Origin of the sequence: Nioella ostreopsis, assembly GCF_004000255.1 — a bacterium.
Taxonomy (GTDB): Bacteria; Pseudomonadota; Alphaproteobacteria; order Rhodobacterales; family Rhodobacteraceae; genus Nioella; species Nioella ostreopsis.
The window spans coordinates 169,060-188,563 of record NZ_RCIQ01000003.1 but is presented as its reverse complement, the minus strand read 5'-3'; the positions used below and the strand labels follow the sequence as shown (position 1 = coordinate 188,563).

Annotated in this window: 20 protein-coding genes; 10 read left to right on the top strand and 10 right to left on the bottom strand. The window is 65.3% G+C overall.

The features are described from left to right. Window positions 1–3: 3 nt before the first annotated feature. Together EP237_RS05000 and EP237_RS04995 are read right to left on the bottom strand one after the other, a co-directional pair. Entirely contained in the window at window positions 4–1,371 is a 1,368-nt protein-coding gene (locus EP237_RS05000) for a M20/M25/M40 family metallo-hydrolase (protein ID WP_240661503.1), read from the bottom strand. 59 nt (window positions 1,372–1,430) lie between these two features. Further along, window positions 1,431–2,162: a VIT1/CCC1 transporter family protein gene (locus tag EP237_RS04995; RefSeq protein WP_127558737.1), complete on the bottom strand. Its 732-nt coding sequence runs from the start codon at window positions 2,160–2,162 to the stop codon at window positions 1,431–1,433. A 168-nt stretch (window positions 2,163–2,330) separates the two neighbouring features. Here EP237_RS04995 and lipA point away from each other — a divergent pair, with 168 nt between their 5' ends. After that, complete coding sequence (lipA, locus tag EP237_RS04990) at window positions 2,331–3,284, top strand: lipoyl synthase (RefSeq protein ID WP_127558735.1); 954 nt, start codon at window positions 2,331–2,333, stop codon at window positions 3,282–3,284. 55 nt (window positions 3,285–3,339) lie between these two features. Here lipA and EP237_RS04985 read toward each other — a convergent pair whose 3' ends face one another. After that, window positions 3,340–3,840, bottom strand: coding sequence for a hypothetical protein (locus tag EP237_RS04985; protein WP_127558733.1), 501 nt, complete (start codon window positions 3,838–3,840; stop codon window positions 3,340–3,342). Between the two features lie 145 nt (window positions 3,841–3,985). Between EP237_RS04985 and EP237_RS04980 the strand changes: the two genes are divergently transcribed. The 3 genes from EP237_RS04980 to EP237_RS04970 all read left to right on the top strand — a co-directional run bounded on the left by EP237_RS04980 (window position 3,986) and on the right by EP237_RS04970 (window position 8,073). Beyond that, complete coding sequence (locus EP237_RS04980; protein ID WP_127558731.1) at window positions 3,986–5,254, top strand: tetratricopeptide repeat protein; 1,269 nt, start codon at window positions 3,986–3,988, stop codon at window positions 5,252–5,254. Between the two features lie 66 nt (window positions 5,255–5,320). Continuing rightward, on the top strand, window positions 5,321–6,688 hold the full coding sequence (locus EP237_RS04975; protein ID WP_127558729.1) for a tetratricopeptide repeat protein: 1,368 nt from the start codon (window positions 5,321–5,323) through the stop codon (window positions 6,686–6,688). Window positions 6,689–6,729: 41 nt separating this feature from the next. Beyond that, window positions 6,730–8,073 carry an SEL1-like repeat protein gene (locus EP237_RS04970; protein WP_127558727.1) on the top strand — a complete coding sequence of 448 codons (1,344 nt, stop codon included), beginning with the start codon at window positions 6,730–6,732 and terminating at the stop codon, window positions 8,071–8,073. Here the strand turns inward: EP237_RS04970 and EP237_RS04965 are convergent. The 3 genes from EP237_RS04965 to hpt all read right to left on the bottom strand — a co-directional run bounded on the left by EP237_RS04965 (window position 8,065) and on the right by hpt (window position 10,220). Continuing rightward, complete coding sequence (locus EP237_RS04965; RefSeq protein ID WP_127558725.1) at window positions 8,065–8,955, bottom strand: c-type cytochrome; 891 nt, start codon at window positions 8,953–8,955, stop codon at window positions 8,065–8,067. The two genes, EP237_RS04970 and EP237_RS04965, sit on opposite strands and share 9 nt — an antisense overlap. Before the next feature lie 60 nt (window positions 8,956–9,015). Continuing rightward, the gene (locus EP237_RS04960; protein WP_127558723.1) at window positions 9,016–9,501 is read right to left on the bottom strand and encodes a c-type cytochrome; all 486 of its coding nucleotides are present in this window, start codon (window positions 9,499–9,501) and stop codon (window positions 9,016–9,018) included. 176 nt (window positions 9,502–9,677) lie between these two features. Then, window positions 9,678–10,220 (bottom strand): hypoxanthine phosphoribosyltransferase, encoded by a 543-nt coding sequence (hpt, locus tag EP237_RS04955; protein WP_127558721.1) that lies wholly within the window; start codon window positions 10,218–10,220, stop codon window positions 9,678–9,680. 95 nt (window positions 10,221–10,315) lie between these two features. On the opposite strand from hpt, the gene EP237_RS04950 reads away from it, so the two are divergent. The 4 genes from EP237_RS04950 to EP237_RS04935 are packed head-to-tail and all read left to right on the top strand — an operon-like array spanning window position 10,316 to window position 13,786. Continuing rightward, the gene (locus tag EP237_RS04950; protein ID WP_127558719.1) at window positions 10,316–10,768 is read left to right on the top strand and encodes a type II toxin-antitoxin system RatA family toxin; all 453 of its coding nucleotides are present in this window, start codon (window positions 10,316–10,318) and stop codon (window positions 10,766–10,768) included. A gap of 30 nt (window positions 10,769–10,798) precedes the next feature. Continuing rightward, window positions 10,799–11,293: an NYN domain-containing protein gene (locus EP237_RS04945; protein ID WP_240661501.1), complete on the top strand. Its 495-nt coding sequence runs from the start codon at window positions 10,799–10,801 to the stop codon at window positions 11,291–11,293. A 33-nt stretch (window positions 11,294–11,326) separates the two neighbouring features. After that, on the top strand, window positions 11,327–12,394 hold the full coding sequence (locus tag EP237_RS04940) for an NAD(P)H-dependent flavin oxidoreductase (RefSeq protein WP_127558717.1): 1,068 nt from the start codon (window positions 11,327–11,329) through the stop codon (window positions 12,392–12,394). Window positions 12,395–12,454: 60 nt separating this feature from the next. Further along, window positions 12,455–13,786, top strand: coding sequence for an MmgE/PrpD family protein (locus EP237_RS04935; protein ID WP_127558715.1), 1,332 nt, complete (start codon window positions 12,455–12,457; stop codon window positions 13,784–13,786). Here the strand turns inward: EP237_RS04935 and EP237_RS04930 are convergent. The 4 genes from EP237_RS04930 to EP237_RS04915 all read right to left on the bottom strand — a co-directional run bounded on the left by EP237_RS04930 (window position 13,768) and on the right by EP237_RS04915 (window position 17,266). Continuing rightward, on the bottom strand, window positions 13,768–14,964 hold the full coding sequence (locus tag EP237_RS04930; protein ID WP_127558713.1) for an ammonium transporter: 1,197 nt from the start codon (window positions 14,962–14,964) through the stop codon (window positions 13,768–13,770). The two genes, EP237_RS04935 and EP237_RS04930, sit on opposite strands and share 19 nt — an antisense overlap. Window positions 14,965–15,078: 114 nt before the next feature. Further along, entirely contained in the window at window positions 15,079–15,603 is a 525-nt protein-coding gene (locus tag EP237_RS04925; RefSeq protein ID WP_127558711.1) for a CinA family protein, read from the bottom strand. Next, complete coding sequence (locus tag EP237_RS04920; RefSeq protein ID WP_127558709.1) at window positions 15,603–16,094, bottom strand: phosphatidylglycerophosphatase A family protein; 492 nt, start codon at window positions 16,092–16,094, stop codon at window positions 15,603–15,605. The genes EP237_RS04925 and EP237_RS04920 overlap by 1 nt, the downstream gene beginning before the upstream one ends. Next, window positions 16,091–17,266 (bottom strand): bifunctional 2-C-methyl-D-erythritol 4-phosphate cytidylyltransferase/2-C-methyl-D-erythritol 2,4-cyclodiphosphate synthase, encoded by a 1,176-nt coding sequence (locus EP237_RS04915; protein WP_127558707.1) that lies wholly within the window; start codon window positions 17,264–17,266, stop codon window positions 16,091–16,093. Before EP237_RS04915 ends, EP237_RS04920 begins: the two co-directional genes overlap by 4 nt. A gap of 169 nt (window positions 17,267–17,435) precedes the next feature. Between EP237_RS04915 and dusB the strand changes: the two genes are divergently transcribed. Further along, on the top strand, window positions 17,436–18,419 hold the full coding sequence (dusB, locus tag EP237_RS04910) for a tRNA dihydrouridine synthase DusB (RefSeq protein WP_240661499.1): 984 nt from the start codon (window positions 17,436–17,438) through the stop codon (window positions 18,417–18,419). Next, window positions 18,416–19,498 (top strand): two-component system sensor histidine kinase NtrB, encoded by a 1,083-nt coding sequence (locus tag EP237_RS04905; protein WP_127558703.1) that lies wholly within the window; start codon window positions 18,416–18,418, stop codon window positions 19,496–19,498. The genes dusB and EP237_RS04905 overlap by 4 nt, the downstream gene beginning before the upstream one ends. The last annotated feature ends 6 nt before the right edge of the window (window positions 19,499–19,504 follow it).

Below are 19,504 nucleotides of genomic sequence, written 5' to 3'. Positions count from 1 at the left end.
GGATCACGCCAGCCCCAGGCCGGACCGACCGGCAGCGCCGATATCATGGTAAAGTCCCACCATCAGGGCAATCGCACCGGGGATCATCGCCTTGGGCAGATGTTCGTCCGGGGCGTGCTGGCTGCATCCGGGGTAGCTGTGCGGCACCCAGACTGCGGGAAGGCCGAGCGTTTCGGTGAAGACGTGGTTGGGAAGTGATCCGCCAAGCGAGGGCAGCAGCACCGGATCGGTCCCGGTAGTGCGGGCAATGGACTGTACTACGAACCGGGCGAAAGGGTGATCTGGTGGCGTGGCCGAGGCGGGGAAGCGGGCGTCGGGTTCCTCGATCTGAACGTAGTCGAACCCGGCCGCATCCAGATGCGCGCGCAGGGCGGGCAGGATCGCCTCGGGGTCCAGCCCGGTTACATGACGCAGCTGGATATGGGCCTGCGCCTCTGGCGGGATGGCATTGACGGGCCGTTCTGGCGTGCCGCAGGTGAAGGCCAGCACCTCGACCGCTGACCACGCAAAGACCCGTTCGGCGGGCGTCAGGCCGGGGGTGCCCCAACCGGGGTCAATCTCTCCGCCTGCGGGGGTGATGCCCGTCAGGATCGCGCGGGTGGCGTCCGGCACTTTCTCCGGCGTCCAGCCGGGGACGAGGCATTCGCCGTTCGGGCCGATGATGCAGGCAATGGCATGGGCCATCTCGGTGCCGGGATTGCGCAGAAGCCCGCCGAAATTGCCGGAATGGCGACCGGCCTCGCGGTGATGGATCGACAGTTTCACCGTCACGGCCCCGCGCGCGCCAAGAAACACGGTCGGTTGATCCTGAGACAGGCGCGGCCCGTCAGAGGCCAGCACCAGATCGGCGTTCAGGTCGTCCTTCAGCCCCGCGCAGATCGCATCCAGCCCCGGCGAGCCGACCTCTTCGCCCATTTCCACCAGCATGTGACAGTTGAAGCCGAGCGCGCCTTGTTGCTCCAGCACCAATCGAAGCGCCGTCAGGTTGACCAGCAGTTGTCCTTTGTTGTCGGCCACCCCGCGCCCGTAGAGCTTGCCGTCCCGTTCGGTCAGGCTCCATGGGGTCAGACCCTGTTGCCAGCGCCCCTCCATCCCCGGAACGGTATCGGCATGGCCATAGCCGAGGATCGTCGGCAACCCGTCGCCTTCATGGCGCGACAGGACCATCGCGGGCGGATGGTCGCCCTCGATCCAGCGGGCCACAAACCCATGGCCGGCCATCAGCCCGGCGATATGCTTCAGGCAGGCGGTATGGGCATCAACGCCGCCGGGTTCGGTCGGGAAGGCCACCAGGGCGGTCAGGTCCTCGACAAAACGGCGAAGCGTGTCCGGCGCGGCGGCGCGGGTTGTCATCTGGTCACGGGCGGTCATGGGGCATCCTTTTTCGGAGTGACCGACAGCCTGCCGGTTTTGCCCGGTTTTGCAAGCATCTAGCCGCCGACCAGCACGCCGACCAGGAAGGCCACCAAAGCGCAGACACCGCCGACAATCACCGTTTCGCCTATGCAGCGCAATGCCGCCTCGCCTGTTACGCGCCAGCGCAGAACCCCGAGCCCGAACAGCGCGAGGAATGTCGCCGCGACGGATATGGGGAAGGCGCGGGCCGGGTCCAGACCCGCGATATAGGGCAGCAACGGGATAGAGCCGAGCGTGATGAACGCCATGAAGGTGGACATCCCGTCGCCCGCGGGATTGGTGCTGCGCGGGTCGGTCATCTCGAATTCATAGGCCATCATCAGGTCGGCGGCGAAATCATGGTTGCGCATCAGGATATCCGCGACCCGATCGGCATCCCCCCCCGGCAGCCCGCGTTCGCGCAGCATCTGTTGCAGCTCCAGCCGTTCTCGATCGGGATCGGTGGACAGCTCCTGCAATTCCATTGCCCGCCGCGCATGATAGAGATCGCGTTGCGACCGGCCCGACAGAAATTCCCCAAGCCCCATCGACACCCCGTCCGCAAACAGGTTGGCAAGACCGAAGACCAGCACCGCCAGTGCCCCGATCTGGGCGGTGTTTTCGGCAGAGGCCCCCGCAAAGCCCGCCACGATGGCGAAGGTGGTGACGATGCCGTCATTGCCGCCATAGACTATTTGCTTGAGAAACTCCTGCGCGCGGGTGATATGATGATCCTGCGTGCGGTGCTGCGCCCAGTTGATGGCCATACCGATTGTCTCCTGTCCGGTCGGGTCAGTCTGGACCTGCGCACAGGGCCTGACAACCGGCGCGGCTGCGCCAAGGAACCGCAGGGCTGCATAGCCGGTTCCCGCGTGAGGCGGGGTTACTTTTGGATGGTTCAGCGTTAAACATGGCGCAATTGGAGGAGCCCTCGCATGCGTGATCTGAAGATTCCCGAACAGCGCCACCCCGAAAAGGCGCGCCGCCCGGACAACCCGCAGCCGAAGAAACCGGCGTGGATCCGGGTCAAGGCACCTGTGGGTGAGGGCTACAAGAAAACCCACAAGATCATGCGAGAGCACAAGCTGGTGACGGTCTGCGAAGAGGCGGGCTGCCCCAATGCCGGCGAATGCTGGAGCCAGGGCCACGCCACGATGATGATCATGGGCGAGGTCTGCACCCGCGCCTGCACCTTCTGCAACATCGCCACCGGCAAGCCGCCGGAGGATCTCGACGTGTTCGAGCCGGGCCGCGTCGCGGATGCCGTGCAGAAACTGGGGCTGAACCATGTGGTGATCACCTCGGTCGACCGCGATGATATCGAGGATGGCGGGGCCGAGCATTTCGCCCAGACCATCCGCGCAATCCGCCATCGCAGCCCGGACACGACCATTGAAATCCTGACGCCCGACTTCATCCGCTGCGCCCCCGAGGCGCTGGAGGTCGTGGTGGCCGCGAAACCGGATGTGTTCAACCACAATCTCGAAACCGTGCCGGGGCTTTATCCCGAGGTGCGCCCCGGTGCCCGCTATTTCCATTCCCTGCGGCTCTTGCAGCGGGTGAAGGAACTGGATCCGACCATGTTCACCAAATCGGGCATCATGGTGGGGCTCGGCGAGGACAAGCAGTCGGTCATCCAGGTCATGGAAGACATGCGCGCTGCCGATATCGACTTCCTGACCATCGGTCAGTACCTGCAACCGACACCGAAACACCATGCGGTAGACCGGTTCGTGACGCCCGAGGAATTCAAGGCCTATGAGAAGGCTGCCTATAACAAGGGCTTCCTGATGGTCTCGGCCACGCCGCTGACGCGGTCAAGTTACCACGCGGGCGACGATTTCGCCCGGCTGCGCGCAGCGCGGCTGCGGAAGCTGGGACAGGCCTGAGACGAACAACCCCGGCGCAAGGCCGGGGTTTTCTTTTTCGACTGCAAGTGAGGGATCAGGCGCCCCAATAGACCGGCGTGCCAGGATATTCGTCGATTGCCCAGGTTTCACCACCCGAGGCGTAAGTCGTGCCATCGTTGCTGGTATAGACGACCAGACCGGTGGCCGGATCATGCATGGGGTCGTCGAAATTGTAGCCTTCCGGCATGTCGCCAATCGCCTCCTGCTGCGCCCAGTAATAGGTTGCGCCATTGTTGCCGGGGGCGGCTGCCGCCCCGACCGCGTGGTAATCTTGGGCGGTCCGACCCGACCAGGACCAGGTGCCGCCGCCGCTTGCCGCACTGGCGAAGCTGGTCGAGATCGTCTGGCTTTCCATCTGGCCGCGCATGTCACCGCTGAGATCCTCGACCCCGGCGCTGACCACGGCCATGGTGGCCAGCCCAAGGCCAACCAGCCCGGCGGTCAGGACGACCCAATCGACGGTCACGGCGCCGGATTCGTCCAAAAAGAAGTTCTGCTTTTGTTGCATTTCCTGGTTCTCCATTTTGCCGTTCATTGCGGCACAACTGCTTGCATGACAAAGACATACCCTCCAAAGTTGTGGAAATGGGGGCAACCCTGTGGCGCTGCCGGGGATTATTCTGGCCTGCGCCGGAGCCCTGGACCTTGGGAAACGGGGGAAATTGATGCGCCGCGATGTGATGACAGACCGCTATGGGCTGCAGATTTCCACAGGATCGGAGCGGGCCGCGGATGCCTATCAGCGCGGCGTCGATCTCTACCTTGCCGGGATGGCAGGGGTGGAGGAAGCCCTGCTAGAGGCCACGCAGGCCGACCCGGAGTTTGCCCCCGCCCATGTGGCGCTGGCCCGGAACTTCCAAACCTTCGGCCATATGAGCCAGGCAAAGGCGGCCCTGGCGGCGGCAAGGGGCTGCGACCGGGTACTGACCCCGAGAGAGGCCGCTCAACTGGAGATCTTCGGGCATCTGATCGAAGGGCGCGCGGGGCAAGGCTATGCGCTGATCCGGGCCCATATTCGCGAGTATCCCCGTGATGCGCTGGTGGCGCAGACCGTTCTTGGGGTCTTCAGCCTGATCGGTTTTTCCGGCCGCGTGGGCCGCGAGGCGGAACATCTGGCGGTGGCCGATTTCCTGGCCCCCCATTACGAGGGCGACTGGTGGTTTCCCGCCCAGATGGCTTTTGCGCATCTGGAAATCGGGCAGTTCAAGCAGGCCGAGATGCAGATCGACTTGGCGCTTGCGCGCAATCCTGACAGCGCCCATGCCGCCCATATCCGCGCGCATCTCTACTATGAGGTCGGGGAAACGGCGGACGGGCTGCGGTTTCTGGGCGACTGGATGCAGGGCTACGACCGCACGGGCCTGATGCATTGCCACAATACCTGGCATGTGGCGTTGTGGGCGATGGCGACGGGCGACGAGGCGCGCATGTGGCGGGCGGTGGATGAAGACCTGGCCCCGGGCGTCAGCCTAAGCCCCGCGATCAATGTCGTCACCGATCTGGCAGCGCTCTACTATCGGGCGTCACTGGCCGGGGTGGAGATCGGGCAGGCCCGCTGGCAGGCGCTTGGGGAGTATGCGCTGGCCTCTTTCCCGACCCCCGGAATGGGATTCGTCGATGTTCATGCGGCGGTGATTCATGCCATGAGCGGCAATGGTGAGGCGCTCGACCGGCTTATATCGGACGCCAAAGGGCCAATTGGTGACATGGTGCCCGCCTGCGCCGAGGCGTTCCGGGCGATTGCTGCCGAGGATTGGGCCGTGGCCGAGGCGCGGCTGATCCCCGTCGTGGCGCAGTCGGAACGGGTGGGCGGCAGCCGGGCACAGCGTGATATCCTCGAATTTGCCCTAATGAACGCGCAGATCCAACAGGGTCGGGCGGACGAGGCGCTGCGCCTTCTCACCCTGCGCCGCCCCCATATCGACGCGCCGGCGCATCTGAGCCACTGACCGCAAAGCATTTTGCGATTTTGCCATGTTGCGGTAGCATTCCCGCATTTAAGGGAGGTTTTTGCCATGGTTCATCTTCGCGCCGGTCTGTCTGCTGTTGCCGTCTGTCTGTTTCTCGCGCCCCTGTCGGCCCATGCCGATTGGCTGGATGATGCCCGCGCCGCCTTCAGGGGCGGCGATTATGACACCGCACGCCAATTGTCGGAACCGATGGCCGAGGCGGGCGATCCTGCGGCCCTGAATATCCTCGGGGTGCTTTATTTCCACGGCCAAGGGGTGGAACAGGACCTGCAGCTTGGGCTGGACTATTACGAGGCCGCCGTTGCCCAGGAATATGCGATTGCTCAGGCAAACCTGGCCTGGATCTTGTATAAGGGTGTGAATGGCGTCCCTCGCGACCTGACCCGCGCATGGGAGCTGGCAGACGCCGCCGCAGAGGCAGGCAATGCCGAGGCTCTCAACACCCTTGGCGCCATGTCCGAGGAAGGCGTCCTTGGCAGCCCGGATTACGATGCCGCCGCGGCCTATTACCGGCAGGCCATGGATGGGGGCTCGGCGGGGGCCTATAGCAATATGGGGGCGCTCTATGCCCAGGGGTTCGGGGTCGCGCAGGACGACACGCAGGCGCGGCTTCTCTTTGAACAGGCGGCAGAGCTTGGAAACGGGCAGGGCACCCGCAATCTGGCCTATATGATGGAGCTTGGCCGGGGCGGCCCGCAGGACATTCCCGGGGCGATTGAAACTTACCGGCAGGCCATCACGCTTGGCTATGCCGGGGCGGGGAACGATCTGGGTATCTTGCTGCTCAATGGCGCGGCGGGGATGGCCCCCGATCCGGCAGCGGCCGCAGAGGCCTATGAACAGGGGACGGCCCTCGGCCATGACTGGGCGCCTTCCAACCTAGCCTATCTTCTGTCCGATGGTGACCCGTCGGTGCCGGATGATATCGACCGGGCGGTGGCGCTCTATCACCTTGCCTATGAGCGCGGGAACATCGAGGCGCTGTCGGATCTGGCCTATATGTACTGGGATGGTGCGGGCGTCGCGCAGGACCATGCAGAGGCCCGCCGCCTGTTGCAGATTCTGGCCGATCTGGGCTTGCCGGGGCCAACGAATGATCTGGGCTACATGCATGAAGCCGGGCTTGGCGGGCCAGTGGATTTTGCCGATGCGCTGGCGCTATACCAGCAGGCCGCCCGCATGGATTATCCCTTCGCGGCCTGGGGCGCGGCGACGGTCTATCTCAACCCCGACTATGACGGGGCCGACCGGGTCGAGGGCTATGCCTGGTGCGCCTTTGCCATCGCGCGCGAGATCGAACCCGACCGCACCGCCGAGTATCAGGAAAGCTGTGGTACCCTGCCCGACGACCTGAGCGCGGCAGAGCGTGCGGCCATCACAGAAAGGACAGATGCCTTGCTTTCAGGCAGCTGACCCGTTCCTCACGAAACCTTATTTCGAAAAGGAGAGCCCATATGAACTTCAAAGCCATCTCCGTCGCCGCGCTGCTTTGCCTCGCGACCCCATTGTATGCACAGACCGCCGATGACGCCGTGGAGGCCTATCGCGCGGGCAACTACGCGCTGGCGCTGGAAATCTCCCGCCCGCTGGCCAATTCCGGCGACGCGGTGGCGCTGAACATGATGGGCATTCTCTACGAGAACGGGCTCGGCGTGCCTGCGGACGGGTTCCGGGCGGTCAGCTATTATCAGGCCGCCGCCGATCAGGATCTGCCACAGGCGCTGAACAATCTGGCCGATCACTATCTCGACGGCTGGTCCGGGCAGGATCCGCGTCCCGATCTGGCCATTCCGCTGATGCTGCGGGCCGAGGAGATGGGCTATGCCGGGGTCTATAACAATCTTGGCGTGTCCTATTTTGAAGGCCATTTCGGCACCCCGGATTCCCGCCGCGCGATGGAGTATTTCCGCCGGGCCCATGAGGCGGGCTATGTGGATGGCACCGCGAATGTGGGCTGGATGTATGCCCATGGCGAAGGGGTGGAGGAAAACCAGGCCGAGGCGCGACGCTTCTATGCGCTGGCTCATGACAATGACGGCCCCCTCTGGGCGCTGGAAAATCTCGCCGACATGCTGCGTGAAGGCGAAGGCGGGCCGGTCGATCAGCCACAGGCGGTGGCGCTCTATGAAGAGGCTGCCGAGCGGGGCAGCTCCTATGGCGCGAACTGGCTGGGGTATTACTATGACAATGGCGAAGGCGGCCTTCCTGTCGATCACGACCGCGCGGTGGCCTATTTCCAACAGGCGGCAGAACAGGGCAGCACGACCGGCTATTACAACCTGGGCTCGATGTATGAAGGCGGGCGCGGGGTTGAGGCTGACCCTGACATGGCCCGACACTACTATCAGCTCGCCTCCGATCAGGGGGATGCGGATGCGACCTATGAACTGGCGGTCATGTATTGGCACGGGGATCTGGGCTATTCCGATGAAATCGAAGCCCGCCGGTTGATGGAACTGGCCGCCGAACGCGGGGCCGAACTGGCCTTTGGCGATCTCGGCCTGATGCTGCGCAACGGTGTGGGCGGTGCCCGGGATCTGCTGCGCGCGGGCGAGATGTTTCAGCGCGGTCTGGAGGAGAATGACTCGCTGGCCTACGTGAACCTCGGCGAGGTCATCTCTGATCCGGCCCATCCTGGCCGCGATCCGGTGCGCGGCCTGGCCCTTTGCCTGCGCGCGGTCGAGATCACCTCGAACGAGGACCGGCAGGTGCAATACAGCCGTCGTTGCAATCGGCTGTCGCGGGCGCTCAGCCCGGCGCAGCAGGCCGAGGCGCGGGCGATGATGGGCTCACTCTGAGGCGGGAAGCGCCTGAAGATAGGCGGCAATGGCCGCGCGGTCGGCGTCGGGCAGGTGGGCCATGTTCAGGATCACCTCGACCATTTCGCCGCCCGCGCTGTCAAACTCGGGCGTGAACCCGTCGCGCAGGTAATTGGCGATGTCAGAGGCCGACCAGTTCAGCGCGGCGGGCGTGATATTCGGAATGCGCCCCTCGCCAGAGGGGTTCGGCGCGCCCGCCAGCCAATTGGCATAGTCCAGCCCGCCAAGCGCATTGCGCGGCGTGTGGCATTCGCCGCAATGGCCAAGCGATTCCACCAGGTAACGCCCGCGCATCACCTCCGGCGACAGGTCATCGCCCTCGATCACCCAGTCATCGGAGGCAAAGAGCAGCTTCCAGCCGCCAAGCGACCGTCGGATCGAGAAGGGAAAGCCCACATCATGCTCGCGCGACGGCGTGGCGTCCGCGGGCAGGGTCTGCATGAAGGCCCAGAGATCCTGCAGATCCGTCACCCCGGCCCGCGCATAAGTGGTATAGGGGAAGGCGGGGTAATAATGCTGCCCCTCGGGGCTGACCCCGCGCATGACGGCGGACAGGAATTCCGCCTCGGACCAGCCGCCAATGCCGTGATCGGGGTCCATCGAGATATTGGGAGCGTAGAACGTGCCGAAATCCGACGGGAAGGCGCGCCCCCCCGATAGGACAAGACGCGCGTCGCCCTCTGCGTCCTCAGCGGTATGGCAGGACGCGCAGCCTGCGGCCCAGAAGATCAGCTCTCCATGTTCTGCATCACCGTCGCGCTCGGGAATATCCGATGCGGCCAGCGGTGCAGGCGCGGTCAGATACCAGCCAGCAGCGGCGCCCAGAATGACGAGAATGACGAGAAACCGAAGAAATCGCATGGGAAAATGGCCTTTGATCGGGACGGCAAGGCGGAATTGCGATGCCGTCCCGAGATTAGCTCAATCGTCGGACTGACGGAAGTTCCGGTGGCAGCCGCCACAGGATCCGCCAAGCGGGCCGATGGCAGCTTGCAGCGCCTCCAGCCCGTTACCGGCCGCATCGGCCATGCCGTTTGCAGCCGCGCCATAGGCCATCCAGGCCTCGCCAAAGCCGGCCATATCAGTCCAGATCGCGGGCAGGGCGCGGGTGGCGTCTTCCAGGGCGAAATTGTCGGACCCTTCCGGCCAGAAGGCGCGGCCGTCGACCCCGGCCATGGCGGCAAGGTTGTTGGCGGCGGTCTGCGCGGCCTCGGCATCATAGTCGATATTGCCGCGGGCCATGCCGCCAAGCACGCCGATGTTGAACGAGAGGATCTGCATGTAGCCCTGACGGGCCGCGATATGGCTGGCATATGGATTGTCGCCATGGCCCGCGCCTTGAACCGTGGCAGCGAGCGGCAGCGTCAGCGCTGCGGCGGCGAGAAGAGATTTGGAAAAGATACGCATGGGGGGCTCCCTGATGAATACGTGCGGTGCGACGTAGCATCGCGGTATCGGGAGCGTTCACGCAATAGGCTCACCCCCGCCTCACGCGGGTGTGATCCGCACAGGGTCTGTGCGAAAATGCAGAGTTGCCATGTGCGTGATTGCACTGTCGGGAGTAGAGGTGATCTGCTGCCCCCTCACTCCTCCGTAAACCGCACCTTGCCGATATGGCCGAGGTTGCGGTTGTTCTGGGCGTAGTCGATGCCGTAGCCCACCACGAATTCATCGGGGATTTCGAAGCCGGTCCAGGTGGCTTTCACGTCCACCTCGCGGCGCGAGGGTTTGTCCAGAAGCGCGATGGTTTCCAACCGCTTGGGGTGGCGGCTTTCCAGCAGGTGCAGCACGTGGTTGAGCGTGTGGCCGGTATCGACGATATCCTCCACCACCAGCACGTCGCGGCCCTCGATCTCGCCCCGGATGTCCTTGAGGATACGCACCTCGCGGCTGCTTTCCATGCCGCTGCCATAGGAGGAGGTTTCGAGGAAATCGACCTCCACGGGCAGGTTCAGTTCGCGCACCAGATCGGCGATAAAGACGAAGCTGCCGCGCAACAGCCCCACGACCACCAGCTTGTCGGTGCCCGCGAAGGCGCGTTCGATCTCGCGCGCCAATTCCTCGATCCGCGCCGCGATGGCCTTGGCCGAGATCATCTTGTCCACTACGTAAGGTTTCTGCGCCATATCGCCCCTTTCAGGCGGCAAAACCGCCCCTGTCCCTTGAATTCCCGCAGGAACTTTAGGACATGGGGCACACCCGAGGAAACCGGAAAAGACGTATGCCAAGCCACGCCGAGACCCGTCTGCTGCCATATAGCGCAGCCCAGATGTATGATCTGGTGGCCGATGTGGCGCGCTATCCGCAGTTCATCCCGTGGATCATGGGCGCGCGGGTGCGTTCGGTGACGCCGGTTGAGGGCGGCGAGGTGATGCTGGCCGATCTGGTTGTGGGCTTCAAGATGTTCCGCGAACGGTTCGGGTCCCGCGTGACCCTGCGCCCGGAGATGAGCGAGATCGACACCGAATATATCGAGGGGCCGTTCAAGCATCTGATCTCTCACTGGCGGTTCCGCGATGCGGAAGGGGGCGGGTGCGAGGTCAGCTTTGACGTGGATTTCGAATTCAAGAGCAAGCTCTTGCAAGGGGCGGCGGGGCTCTTCTTTCACGAGGCGATGACGCGGATCGTGCAGGCCTTCGAGGACCGCGCGAAGGTGCTTTACGGCGCAGCCTGAACGCGCGCCAAACTGGTTGGAGTAGTGGTTTTGGATTTCATTCTGCCCCTTGTCGGGGGTCTCGCCCTTGTCCTTGCTTTCCTGATCTGGCGTCGCCGGGGGCCGCGCAAACCCGCGCATCATGTCATCCTCGATGGCTCCAACATCATGTATTGGCGAGATAACACGCCCCAGGTCGCGACCGTGCAGGACGTGCTGCGGAAGGTGACTGAACTGGGCTATCACCCCGGCATCATGTTCGATGCCAGTGCGGGCTATGGGCTGGCGGGGCGCTATCTGGATGACCGGGATTTTGCACAGCTCTTTCGCCTGCCAGAGAACCGGGTGATCGTCGTGCACAAAGGCACTGTCGCGGATGAGGTCATCCTGCAGGCCGCCCGCGATCTGGGTGCACGGATCCTGACCAATGACCGATACCGTGACTGGCAGGACCGGTTCCCGGAGATTGCCACCCCCGGCCACCTTGCGCGGGGCGGCTACCGGCGCGGGCGGCTCTGGCTCGACCTCGATCCTGTTGGGGGCTAGGCGGGACGCGGGGCTTGGCTTAGACTTTTTCACATGATCTGGCCAACCACGCCCCTGACGCAGCTCTTGCAGCTCGACTATCCGATCATCCAGGCCCCGATGGCGGGCGCGACGACGCCCGCCATGGCGGCGGCTGCTGCCAATGCGGGGGCGCTCGGCTCGCTCGGCTGCGCGATGCTGCGGGCCGAGGCGATGACAGCGGAGCTGCGCGCGGCGCAGGCCGGGACCAACCGCAGCCTCAACGTGAATTTCTTCGTTCACGACCGGCCCGTGCCTGATGAGGCGCTGAATGCCGAGGTCGCGGCCCGGCTGGCGCCCTGGCATGCGCGTTTGGGCACGGGCGCGTCGCAGGCCCCCGCCGACACGATCCCCGTCTTCGACGAGGCCCTTTGCGAGGCGGTGATTGCCTGCGGACCAACGGTGGCCTCCTTCCATTTCGGCCTGCCGGAGGCGTCTTTGGTGGAGCGGCTGAAAGCGGCGGGCATCCTGATCCTGTCCTCGGCCACCTCGGCGGAAGAGGCGCGTTGGCTGGAGGATCACGGCGCCGATGCAATCATCGCTCAAGGCGCGGAGGCGGGGGGCCATAACGGCTGGTTCCTGCCGCGCAGGGGGGCGGACCTGACCGGGACCCTGGCGCTGGTGCCGCGCGTGGTAGATGCGGTCAGCGTGCCGGTCATCGCGGCGGGCGGCATTGCCGACGGGCGCGGCGTGGCGGCGGCGCTGATGCTGGGGGCGTCGGGCGTGCAGGTGGGCACGGCCTTTCTCGCCACGCCCGAATGCGCAAGCCCCGAGGTGCACAAGCAGGCGGTCGTCGCCGCGACGGGCGACGACACCATGGCCACGCGCGCCTATTCCGGGCGGCTGGCGCGCGGGATCACAAACGACTTCTCGCGCGAGATGGCGGCGCATGCGGACTGGCCCGACTTCCCGCTGATGAACGCGGCGACGGGGCCGATCCGCGCGGCCTCTGCCAGGGCGGGTCTGCCCGATGCGGTGGCGCTGTGGTCGGGGCAGGGGGCGGGGCTGGTGCGGGCTGAAACCACGTCGCAGGTGGTCGCCCGGCTGGTGGCGGAAACCGAGTCCGCCTTGGCGCGGGTCTGACGCGGGCGCTTTACCTTGCGGGCGCCCCTGCTACTCTGCCGCGAAAACGGCGGAGCCCCCATGACAAAGACCCCCTTCACCGATGCCCTGGCTTCCTTCGCGGCGGCCCCTCTCGCGGGGGCGGACACCGCGCGCGCGGTTCTGCGGCTGTCCCTTCTCGACTGGTGCGCCGTGGCAATCGCCGGGCGGCAAGAGCCGGTGGCGCAGGTTCTGCGCGCGCTGGCAGAGGAGGAGGGCGGCACCCCGCAGGCCCATGCGCTCGGGCTGGACCAGCGCGTTCCCTCCCGCATGGCGGCGCTGGTCAATGGCACGCTTTCGCATGCGCTCGACTATGACGACACCCATTTCGCTCATATCGGCCACCCCTCGGTTGCCGTCATCCCGGCGGCGCTGGCCATGGGAGAACGGGTGGGGGCAACGGGCGCGGCTGTGCAGGAGGCGGCTCTGGTCGGTGTCGAGGCCTCGGTGCGCGTGGGCGTCTGGCTGGGGCGCGGGCATTACGAGGCGGGGTTTCACCAGACCGCCACGGCGGGCGCGTTCGGGGCCGGGCTGGCGGCGGGGCGCTTGCTGCGGCTCTCGGCCGCGCAGCTTGCCGATGTGATCGGCCTTCTGGGCACCCGCGCCTCGGGTCTGAAATCGCAGTTCGGGACCATGGGCAAGCCCTTCAACGCCGGGATCGCGGCGGCAAACGGGGTGGAGGCGGCGCTTCTGGTGTCGAAGGGATTCGATCCGCGCCGGGCCGGACTGGAGGATGCGCAGGGGTTTGGCCCCACCCATCACGGGTCCGGGGATATGTCGGCGCTGGACGGCCTGGGCGTGGACTGGCTGTTCGAGGCGGTCAGCCACAAGTTCCACGCCTGTTGCCACGGGCTGCATGCGGCGTTGGAGGCGGTTGCGGAGCTGCTGCCTGTTGAGCCGGAGGGGATCTCCGAGATCGAGGTGACCACTCACCCCCGCTGGCTGACCGTGTGCAACATCTCCGCCCCCGCCACCGGGCTGGAGGCGAAGTTCTCCTACGCGCAGGTGATGGCACTGGCGGCGCTCGGGTACGACACCGCGCGGCTCGACACATTCACCGATGCGCTGGCGCGCGATCAGCAGGTGGGCGCTCTTCGCCGCCGGGTGCGCGTCACCCCGGACGAGACCCTGCCCGAGACCGCCGCCCGTGTCAGTCTGACGCTGAACGGCGAGACGCGCGACGCCAGCCATGACCTGCTGACCCCGCTGCCGCTCTCCACCCGCGCGGCCAAGGTCCGGGCCAAGGCCGAGGCGCTGCTCGGGGCGCAGGCGGTGGCCCGTCTGGACAGCCTCATAACGGAAAACGCCGCACCGGAAGAGCTCGGCGCGGCGTTGCAGGCTTTCTGTAGGTCCGGTCAGCTCGACATGTCGTAAGCGCGTTCGCCGTGAACCGTAAGGTCGAGCCCGTTGGTCTCGGTCTCCGCATCGACGCGCAGGGGGGTGATGGCCTTGACCACGTAGATCAGCACCAGCGTCACCACGACCGTGTAGACCCCCACCACGACCAGCGAGCCAAGCTGCGCCGCCCAGGCCCCCGGCACGAAGACCGCGATCATGATCGTGCCGAAGATGCCGCCCACCCCATGCACGGCGAAGACATCGAGCGTGTCGTCGATCTTGACCTTGTTGCGAATGAAGTTCACCGCCTCCTGACACAGGATACCGGCAACGGCGCCGATGATCAGCGCAGGCAGCGGCCCGACGAAGCCAGAGGCCGGGGTGATCGAGGCCAGACCCGCGATGGTGCCGGTCACGACGCCCACAAGGCTGACCTTGCCGTATTTGATCTTCTCCCACAGGCCCCAGCTGAGCGAGGCGGTGGCGGCAGAGATATGCGTCACGGTCAGGGCCATGGCCGCGCCCCCGTCGGCAGCGAGTTGCGAGCCGCCGTTGAAGCCGAACCAGCCCACCCACAGCATCGCGGCGCCGATCATCACGTAGCCGGGATTGTGCGGGGGCGTCGTGCTGTGACGACGCGGGCCGAGGAAGAAGGCGATCATCAGCGCGGCGATCCCGGCGGTTTCATGCACCACGATCCCGCCCGCGAAATCGCGCACCGCCGTGCCGAAGAGCGGCGCAAGCCCTGCGTCCTCATTGCCCGCCAGCAGCCCGCCGCCCCAGACCCAGTGCACCACGGGCGCATAGCACAGCAACATCCACAGCGCCGAGAAGAGCAGAACGAAGCCGAAGCCCACCCGTTCCACATAGGCGCCCACGATCAGCGCGGGGGTGATGATGGCGAAGGTCATCTGGAAGGCGAAGAACAGCACCTCTGGCAAGGTGCCCGACAGGCTGTCAGCGGTGACCCCGTTCAGAAAGACCCGGTCAAGCCCGCCCCATAAGGCATTGCCCGAGCCCCCGAAGGCGATGGAATAGCCAAGCGCCAGCCACAGGATGCTCATCAAACAGGCGATCGCATAGCAATGCATGAAGACGCTCAGCACGTTGCGCGCGCGCACAAGGCCCCCATAGAAAAGCGCCAGCCCCGGCAAGGTCATGAAAAGAACCAGCGCCGTGGCGACGATGATCCATGCTGTATCTGCTCCGTTCATGGTGGTTTGTCCCTTCGCATGCATGTTTTTTCAGCGGTTGAGCGCCGAAAAGCGGAAGGCGGACAGATAAATAAAGAGGCAAGGGGCGTTTGAAGCGATCAAACAGGGGGCAATTCAGAAACTGCGTAAATCTTGTGCGTTTCCACGGCGGTTTGCCTCAGAGTCGTGCGTGTCTTGTCTGATGCTTGTCAGGATCATTCCCAGGGCATGATCCACGGCCGCCGCGCGGACCTGATCGCGCCCAAGCGCGCCGAAATCGATGGTTTCCGTGCGCAGTCCATGTTCCCAGGCCAGGCCGAAACAGACCCGGCCCTCCGGCTTGTGTTCTGACCCGCCGGGGCCTGCGATGCCGGTGACCGAAACGGCGATTGTGGCTTGTGAGTTCGCGAAAGCCCCCGCCGCCATTTCTTGCGCCACATGTTCGGACACCGCGCCATGTTCGCGTAGCGTATCGGGGCTGACGCCCAGCATCTGCACCTTGGCGCGGTTCGTATAGGTCACGAAGGCCCGGTCGAAGATATCCGACGATCCCGCCACGCTGGTGATCGCGCCCGCGACCAGCCCGCCGGTGCAGCTTTCCGCCGTGGCGATAACGTGATGGCCCGCGCGTGCTTCCTCCAGTAGGGTCCGGGCCAGCATCACATCCGCCCCGGAAGATGCGCCAGTACTGCCAGAACCGCGACCACCATCATCGCCAGCCCGCCCGCGATGGCATCATCCAGCATGACGCCAAGCGCATCGCCACGACGGTCGGCAAGGCCCACGGGGCCGGGCTTCCAGATATCGAACAGCCGAAAGGCAAGGAACGCGGTCAGCACGCCGGGCCAGAGCGCGAAGAAATCCGCCCCCGCCATCATCGCGCCGTAGGACACCGGCCAAAGCGCGATGAACATGCCCAGAACCTCGTCGATCACGATCTCTGACGGGTCCTTGTCGGCGCTGTCCCGCGTCACTTCATTGGTGACCCACCAGCCGGCAACGGCCACGATCAGCGTGCCCGCCGCAAGCGCGACAAAGCCGCCAAGCTGGTGCAGAAGATAGGCCAGCGGGATGGCGGCAAGGCTGCCCCAGGTGCCGGGGGCGGGGCGCAGAAGACCCACATAGAAGACGGTTGCGATAAGTCGGTTCATGATTTCACCAAGGTTACGGTGGCCATGGCGGCGATGCCTTCCTCGCGGCCGGTAAAGCCGAGCTGTTCGGTGGTGGTCGCCTTGACGGACACGCGGGTAGGGTCGATGCGCAACAGCTCTGCCAGCCGGGCGCGCATGGCTACGGCATGGGGGCCGATCTTGGGCCGTTCGCACAGGAAGGTCAGGTCGGCATTGCTGATCGCGAAGCCTTTTTCAGAAGCCAGATCAACGGCATGGGTCAGGAAGATATGGCTTTCAGCACCCTTCCATTGCGGATCGGAGGGGGGGAAATGGGTGCCGATATCGCCTTCGGCCAGCGCACCGTAAATCGCGTCGGTGACGGTGTGCAGGCCGACATCGGCATCGGAATGGCCCTGAAGCCCGCGCGTGTGCGGGATTTTCACGCCGCACAGCCAGATATGATCGCCCGGGCAGAACCGATGCACGTCAAAGCCGTTGCCGGTGCGGATGTCGATCATGGATTGGCTCTCCAGCAGACGTTCTACGCGGGCGAAATCCTGCGCTTGAGTGAGTTTTAGGTTGCTTTCATCGCCGGGGGTTATCGCAATGTCCAGCCCATGGGCCAGCGCGACCTCCACGTCATCGGCAGCGCCGCCGGGATGGGCGGCATGGGCCGCGCGGATGGCGGCGAGGTGAAAGCCCTGCGGGGTCTGCGCGCGATAGAGCCCGTCGCGGGCGCGAATGGCCTGAACGGTGCTGTCGCCCTGCCACAGCGCATCGACCACCGGCAGGCCGGGCGCCGCACCGGGGTGGGTGGCGAGTGCGGCAATGACGCCGTCGATCACCTCAGGGCCGAGCAAGGGCCGGGCGGCGTCGTGGATCAGCACATAGTCCACCCCGCCTGGCACAGCGGACAGCCCCGCGCGGACCGAGGCATCGCGCGTCGCACCGCCGACCGTTGTGATGACCGATTGATCAAGCGGCGCCAGCGCGTTGGACAGCAGGGCCGAGTCGTCAGGATGATGGACGACGACAAGGTCGCGGATCAGCGGATGCGAGACCAAAGCCTTGAGGGTCCGCGTCAGAACAGCCTCACCCTTGAGCTGTTGATATTGCTTGGGAATATCGCCACCAGCCCGCAGGCCACGGCCTGCCGCGACGACTAGCGCGGCGACGCGGGGGGCTTGGGGGATCGGGGCGTCCTTGGTCATGGCGTTCTGATAGGGCGAAAGCGCGGCTGGCACAATGTCGCTGAATTTCCCGCCCCAAGCGCCCAAAATTTAGGCAATGCTTGCGTCGCCCCTGTTTTCCGCCGCGAAACTTTTGCAACCACCGGGGAAACCCCCTACATCGAGGGGTGACTGCTCAAGGATTAAGCAATTGGCCATTTTGCTGGCAGAAAAGCCCCTCGATCCCCCGGTCTTTCTGGCGCCACTGGCCGGAATCACCGATCTGCCGTTCCGCAACCTGGTGTCAGGCTTCGGCGCGGGTCTTGTGGTGTCGGAAATGGTGGCCAGCCAGGAAATGGTCGAGGCCAAGGCCAGCGTGCGCGCGCGGGCAGAACTTGGCTTCGGGCTGGAGAATACCGCCGTGCAACTGGCGGGGCGCGAGGCGCATTGGATGGCCGAGGCTGCAAAGCTTGCCGAAGGGCAGGGTGCGCGGATCATCGACATCAACATGGGCTGTCCCGCCAAGAAGGTGGTCAGCGGTTATTCCGGCTCGGCCCTGATGAAAGACCTCGACCACGCGCTGACGCTGATCGAGGCGGTCGTGGGCGCGGTTTCGGTTCCCGTCACGCTGAAAACGCGATTGGGCTGGGACGATGACCTGTTGAACGCGCCCGATCTTGCGCGGCGGGCAGAGGCCGCCGGTATCCACATGATCACCATCCACGGGCGCACCCGCTGCCAGTTCTACAAGGGCGCGGCCGATTGGGCCGCGATCCGTGCCGTGACAGAGGCCGTGTCGATCCCCGTCATTGCCAATGGCGACATCATAGACAGCGACACGGCGGGGGACGCCCTGCGTCTGTCCGGGGCCGATGGCGTCATGGTCGGGCGCGGCGCGCAGGGACGGCCCTGGCAATTGCAGCAGATCGCCCATGATCTCTTTGGTGCCGCGGCGCCCGAAATCCCTGAGGGCGATGCGCTCAGCGACATGATCGCCGGTCACTACGAGGCGATGCTGTCCTTCTATGGTGCGTCCCTTGGCACCCGCGTCGCGCGGAAACATCTGGGCTGGTACATGGATGAGGCGGGCACCAGCAAGGCCCTGCGTCGCGAGGTGCTGACCGCCAGCGACCCGGACCGCGTGGTCCGGCTGATCCCCCGGATGCTGACGGAAACAGAGGAGATGGCGGCATGATCGACCTGACCGCAACGCTCTGGACCGCGCTGCCGATTCCGGCGGTGATCATCGACGGCGAGGACCGCATCGCCGATGTGAACCCGGCGGGAGAGCTGTTCCTCAATGCCTCTTCCCGGTCTCTGACGGGCAGCCCGGTCTGGGACAAGATCTTTGTCGATGCGCCGCTGGAAGAGGCCTTCGCGCGGGTCCGCTCGGGACGTGCGCCGCTCTTCGTCAATGCGGTCGACGTGGGCACGGGCAGCCGCAAGCCCGAAAGCTGCGACGTGCAGATTGCGCCCTTGGCGGAACAGGGCGACCATGTGCTGGTGCTGCTGGAAAGCCGGGCACTGGCAGGCAAGCTGCACCGGGCGCTGACCTCCAAATCCGCGGCCAAATCCGCCATCGGCATGGCCGAGATGCTGGCCCATGAGATCAAGAACCCGCTGGCGGGCATCACCGGGGCGGCGCAGCTGATTTCCATGTCGGTCACGGGCGAGGATCTGGAACTGACCGACCTGATCGTTGCCGAAACCCGGCGCATCGTGAAGCTGCTCGACCAGGTGGAGGAGTTCGGCAATGTCCGCCCGCCTGCCGTCAAACCCGCGAATATCCACGACATTCTGGACCGGGCCCGGAAATCCGCCGCCGTGGGCTTTGCGGCGCATATGCGGATCGAGGATGACTATGACCCGTCGCTGCCCATGACCATGGCGGACCCCGACCAGTTGCAGCAGGTGTTCCTGAACCTTCTGAAGAACGCCGCCGAGGCGGGCCAGCAGGGCGGCACCATCCGCCTGCGCAGCTTCTATGAACCGGGCCTGCGGGTGCGCCGGGCCGATGGCACGCGCGGCGCGGTGCCCCTGCATGTGGAAATCAGCGACGACGGCCCCGGCATCAAGCCGGAAATCGCCGCCCATATCTTCGACCCCTTCGTGTCAGGGCGCGAGAACGGCACCGGGCTGGGGCTGGCGCTGGTATCCAAGATCATCGCGGAACATGACGGCTGGATCGCGGTGGATTCCGTGCCCGGCCGCACCGTGTTCCGCATTTCCCTTCCGGTTGCGCCCTCGCGACCGGCCAAATCGACTGACCGCTAAGGACGA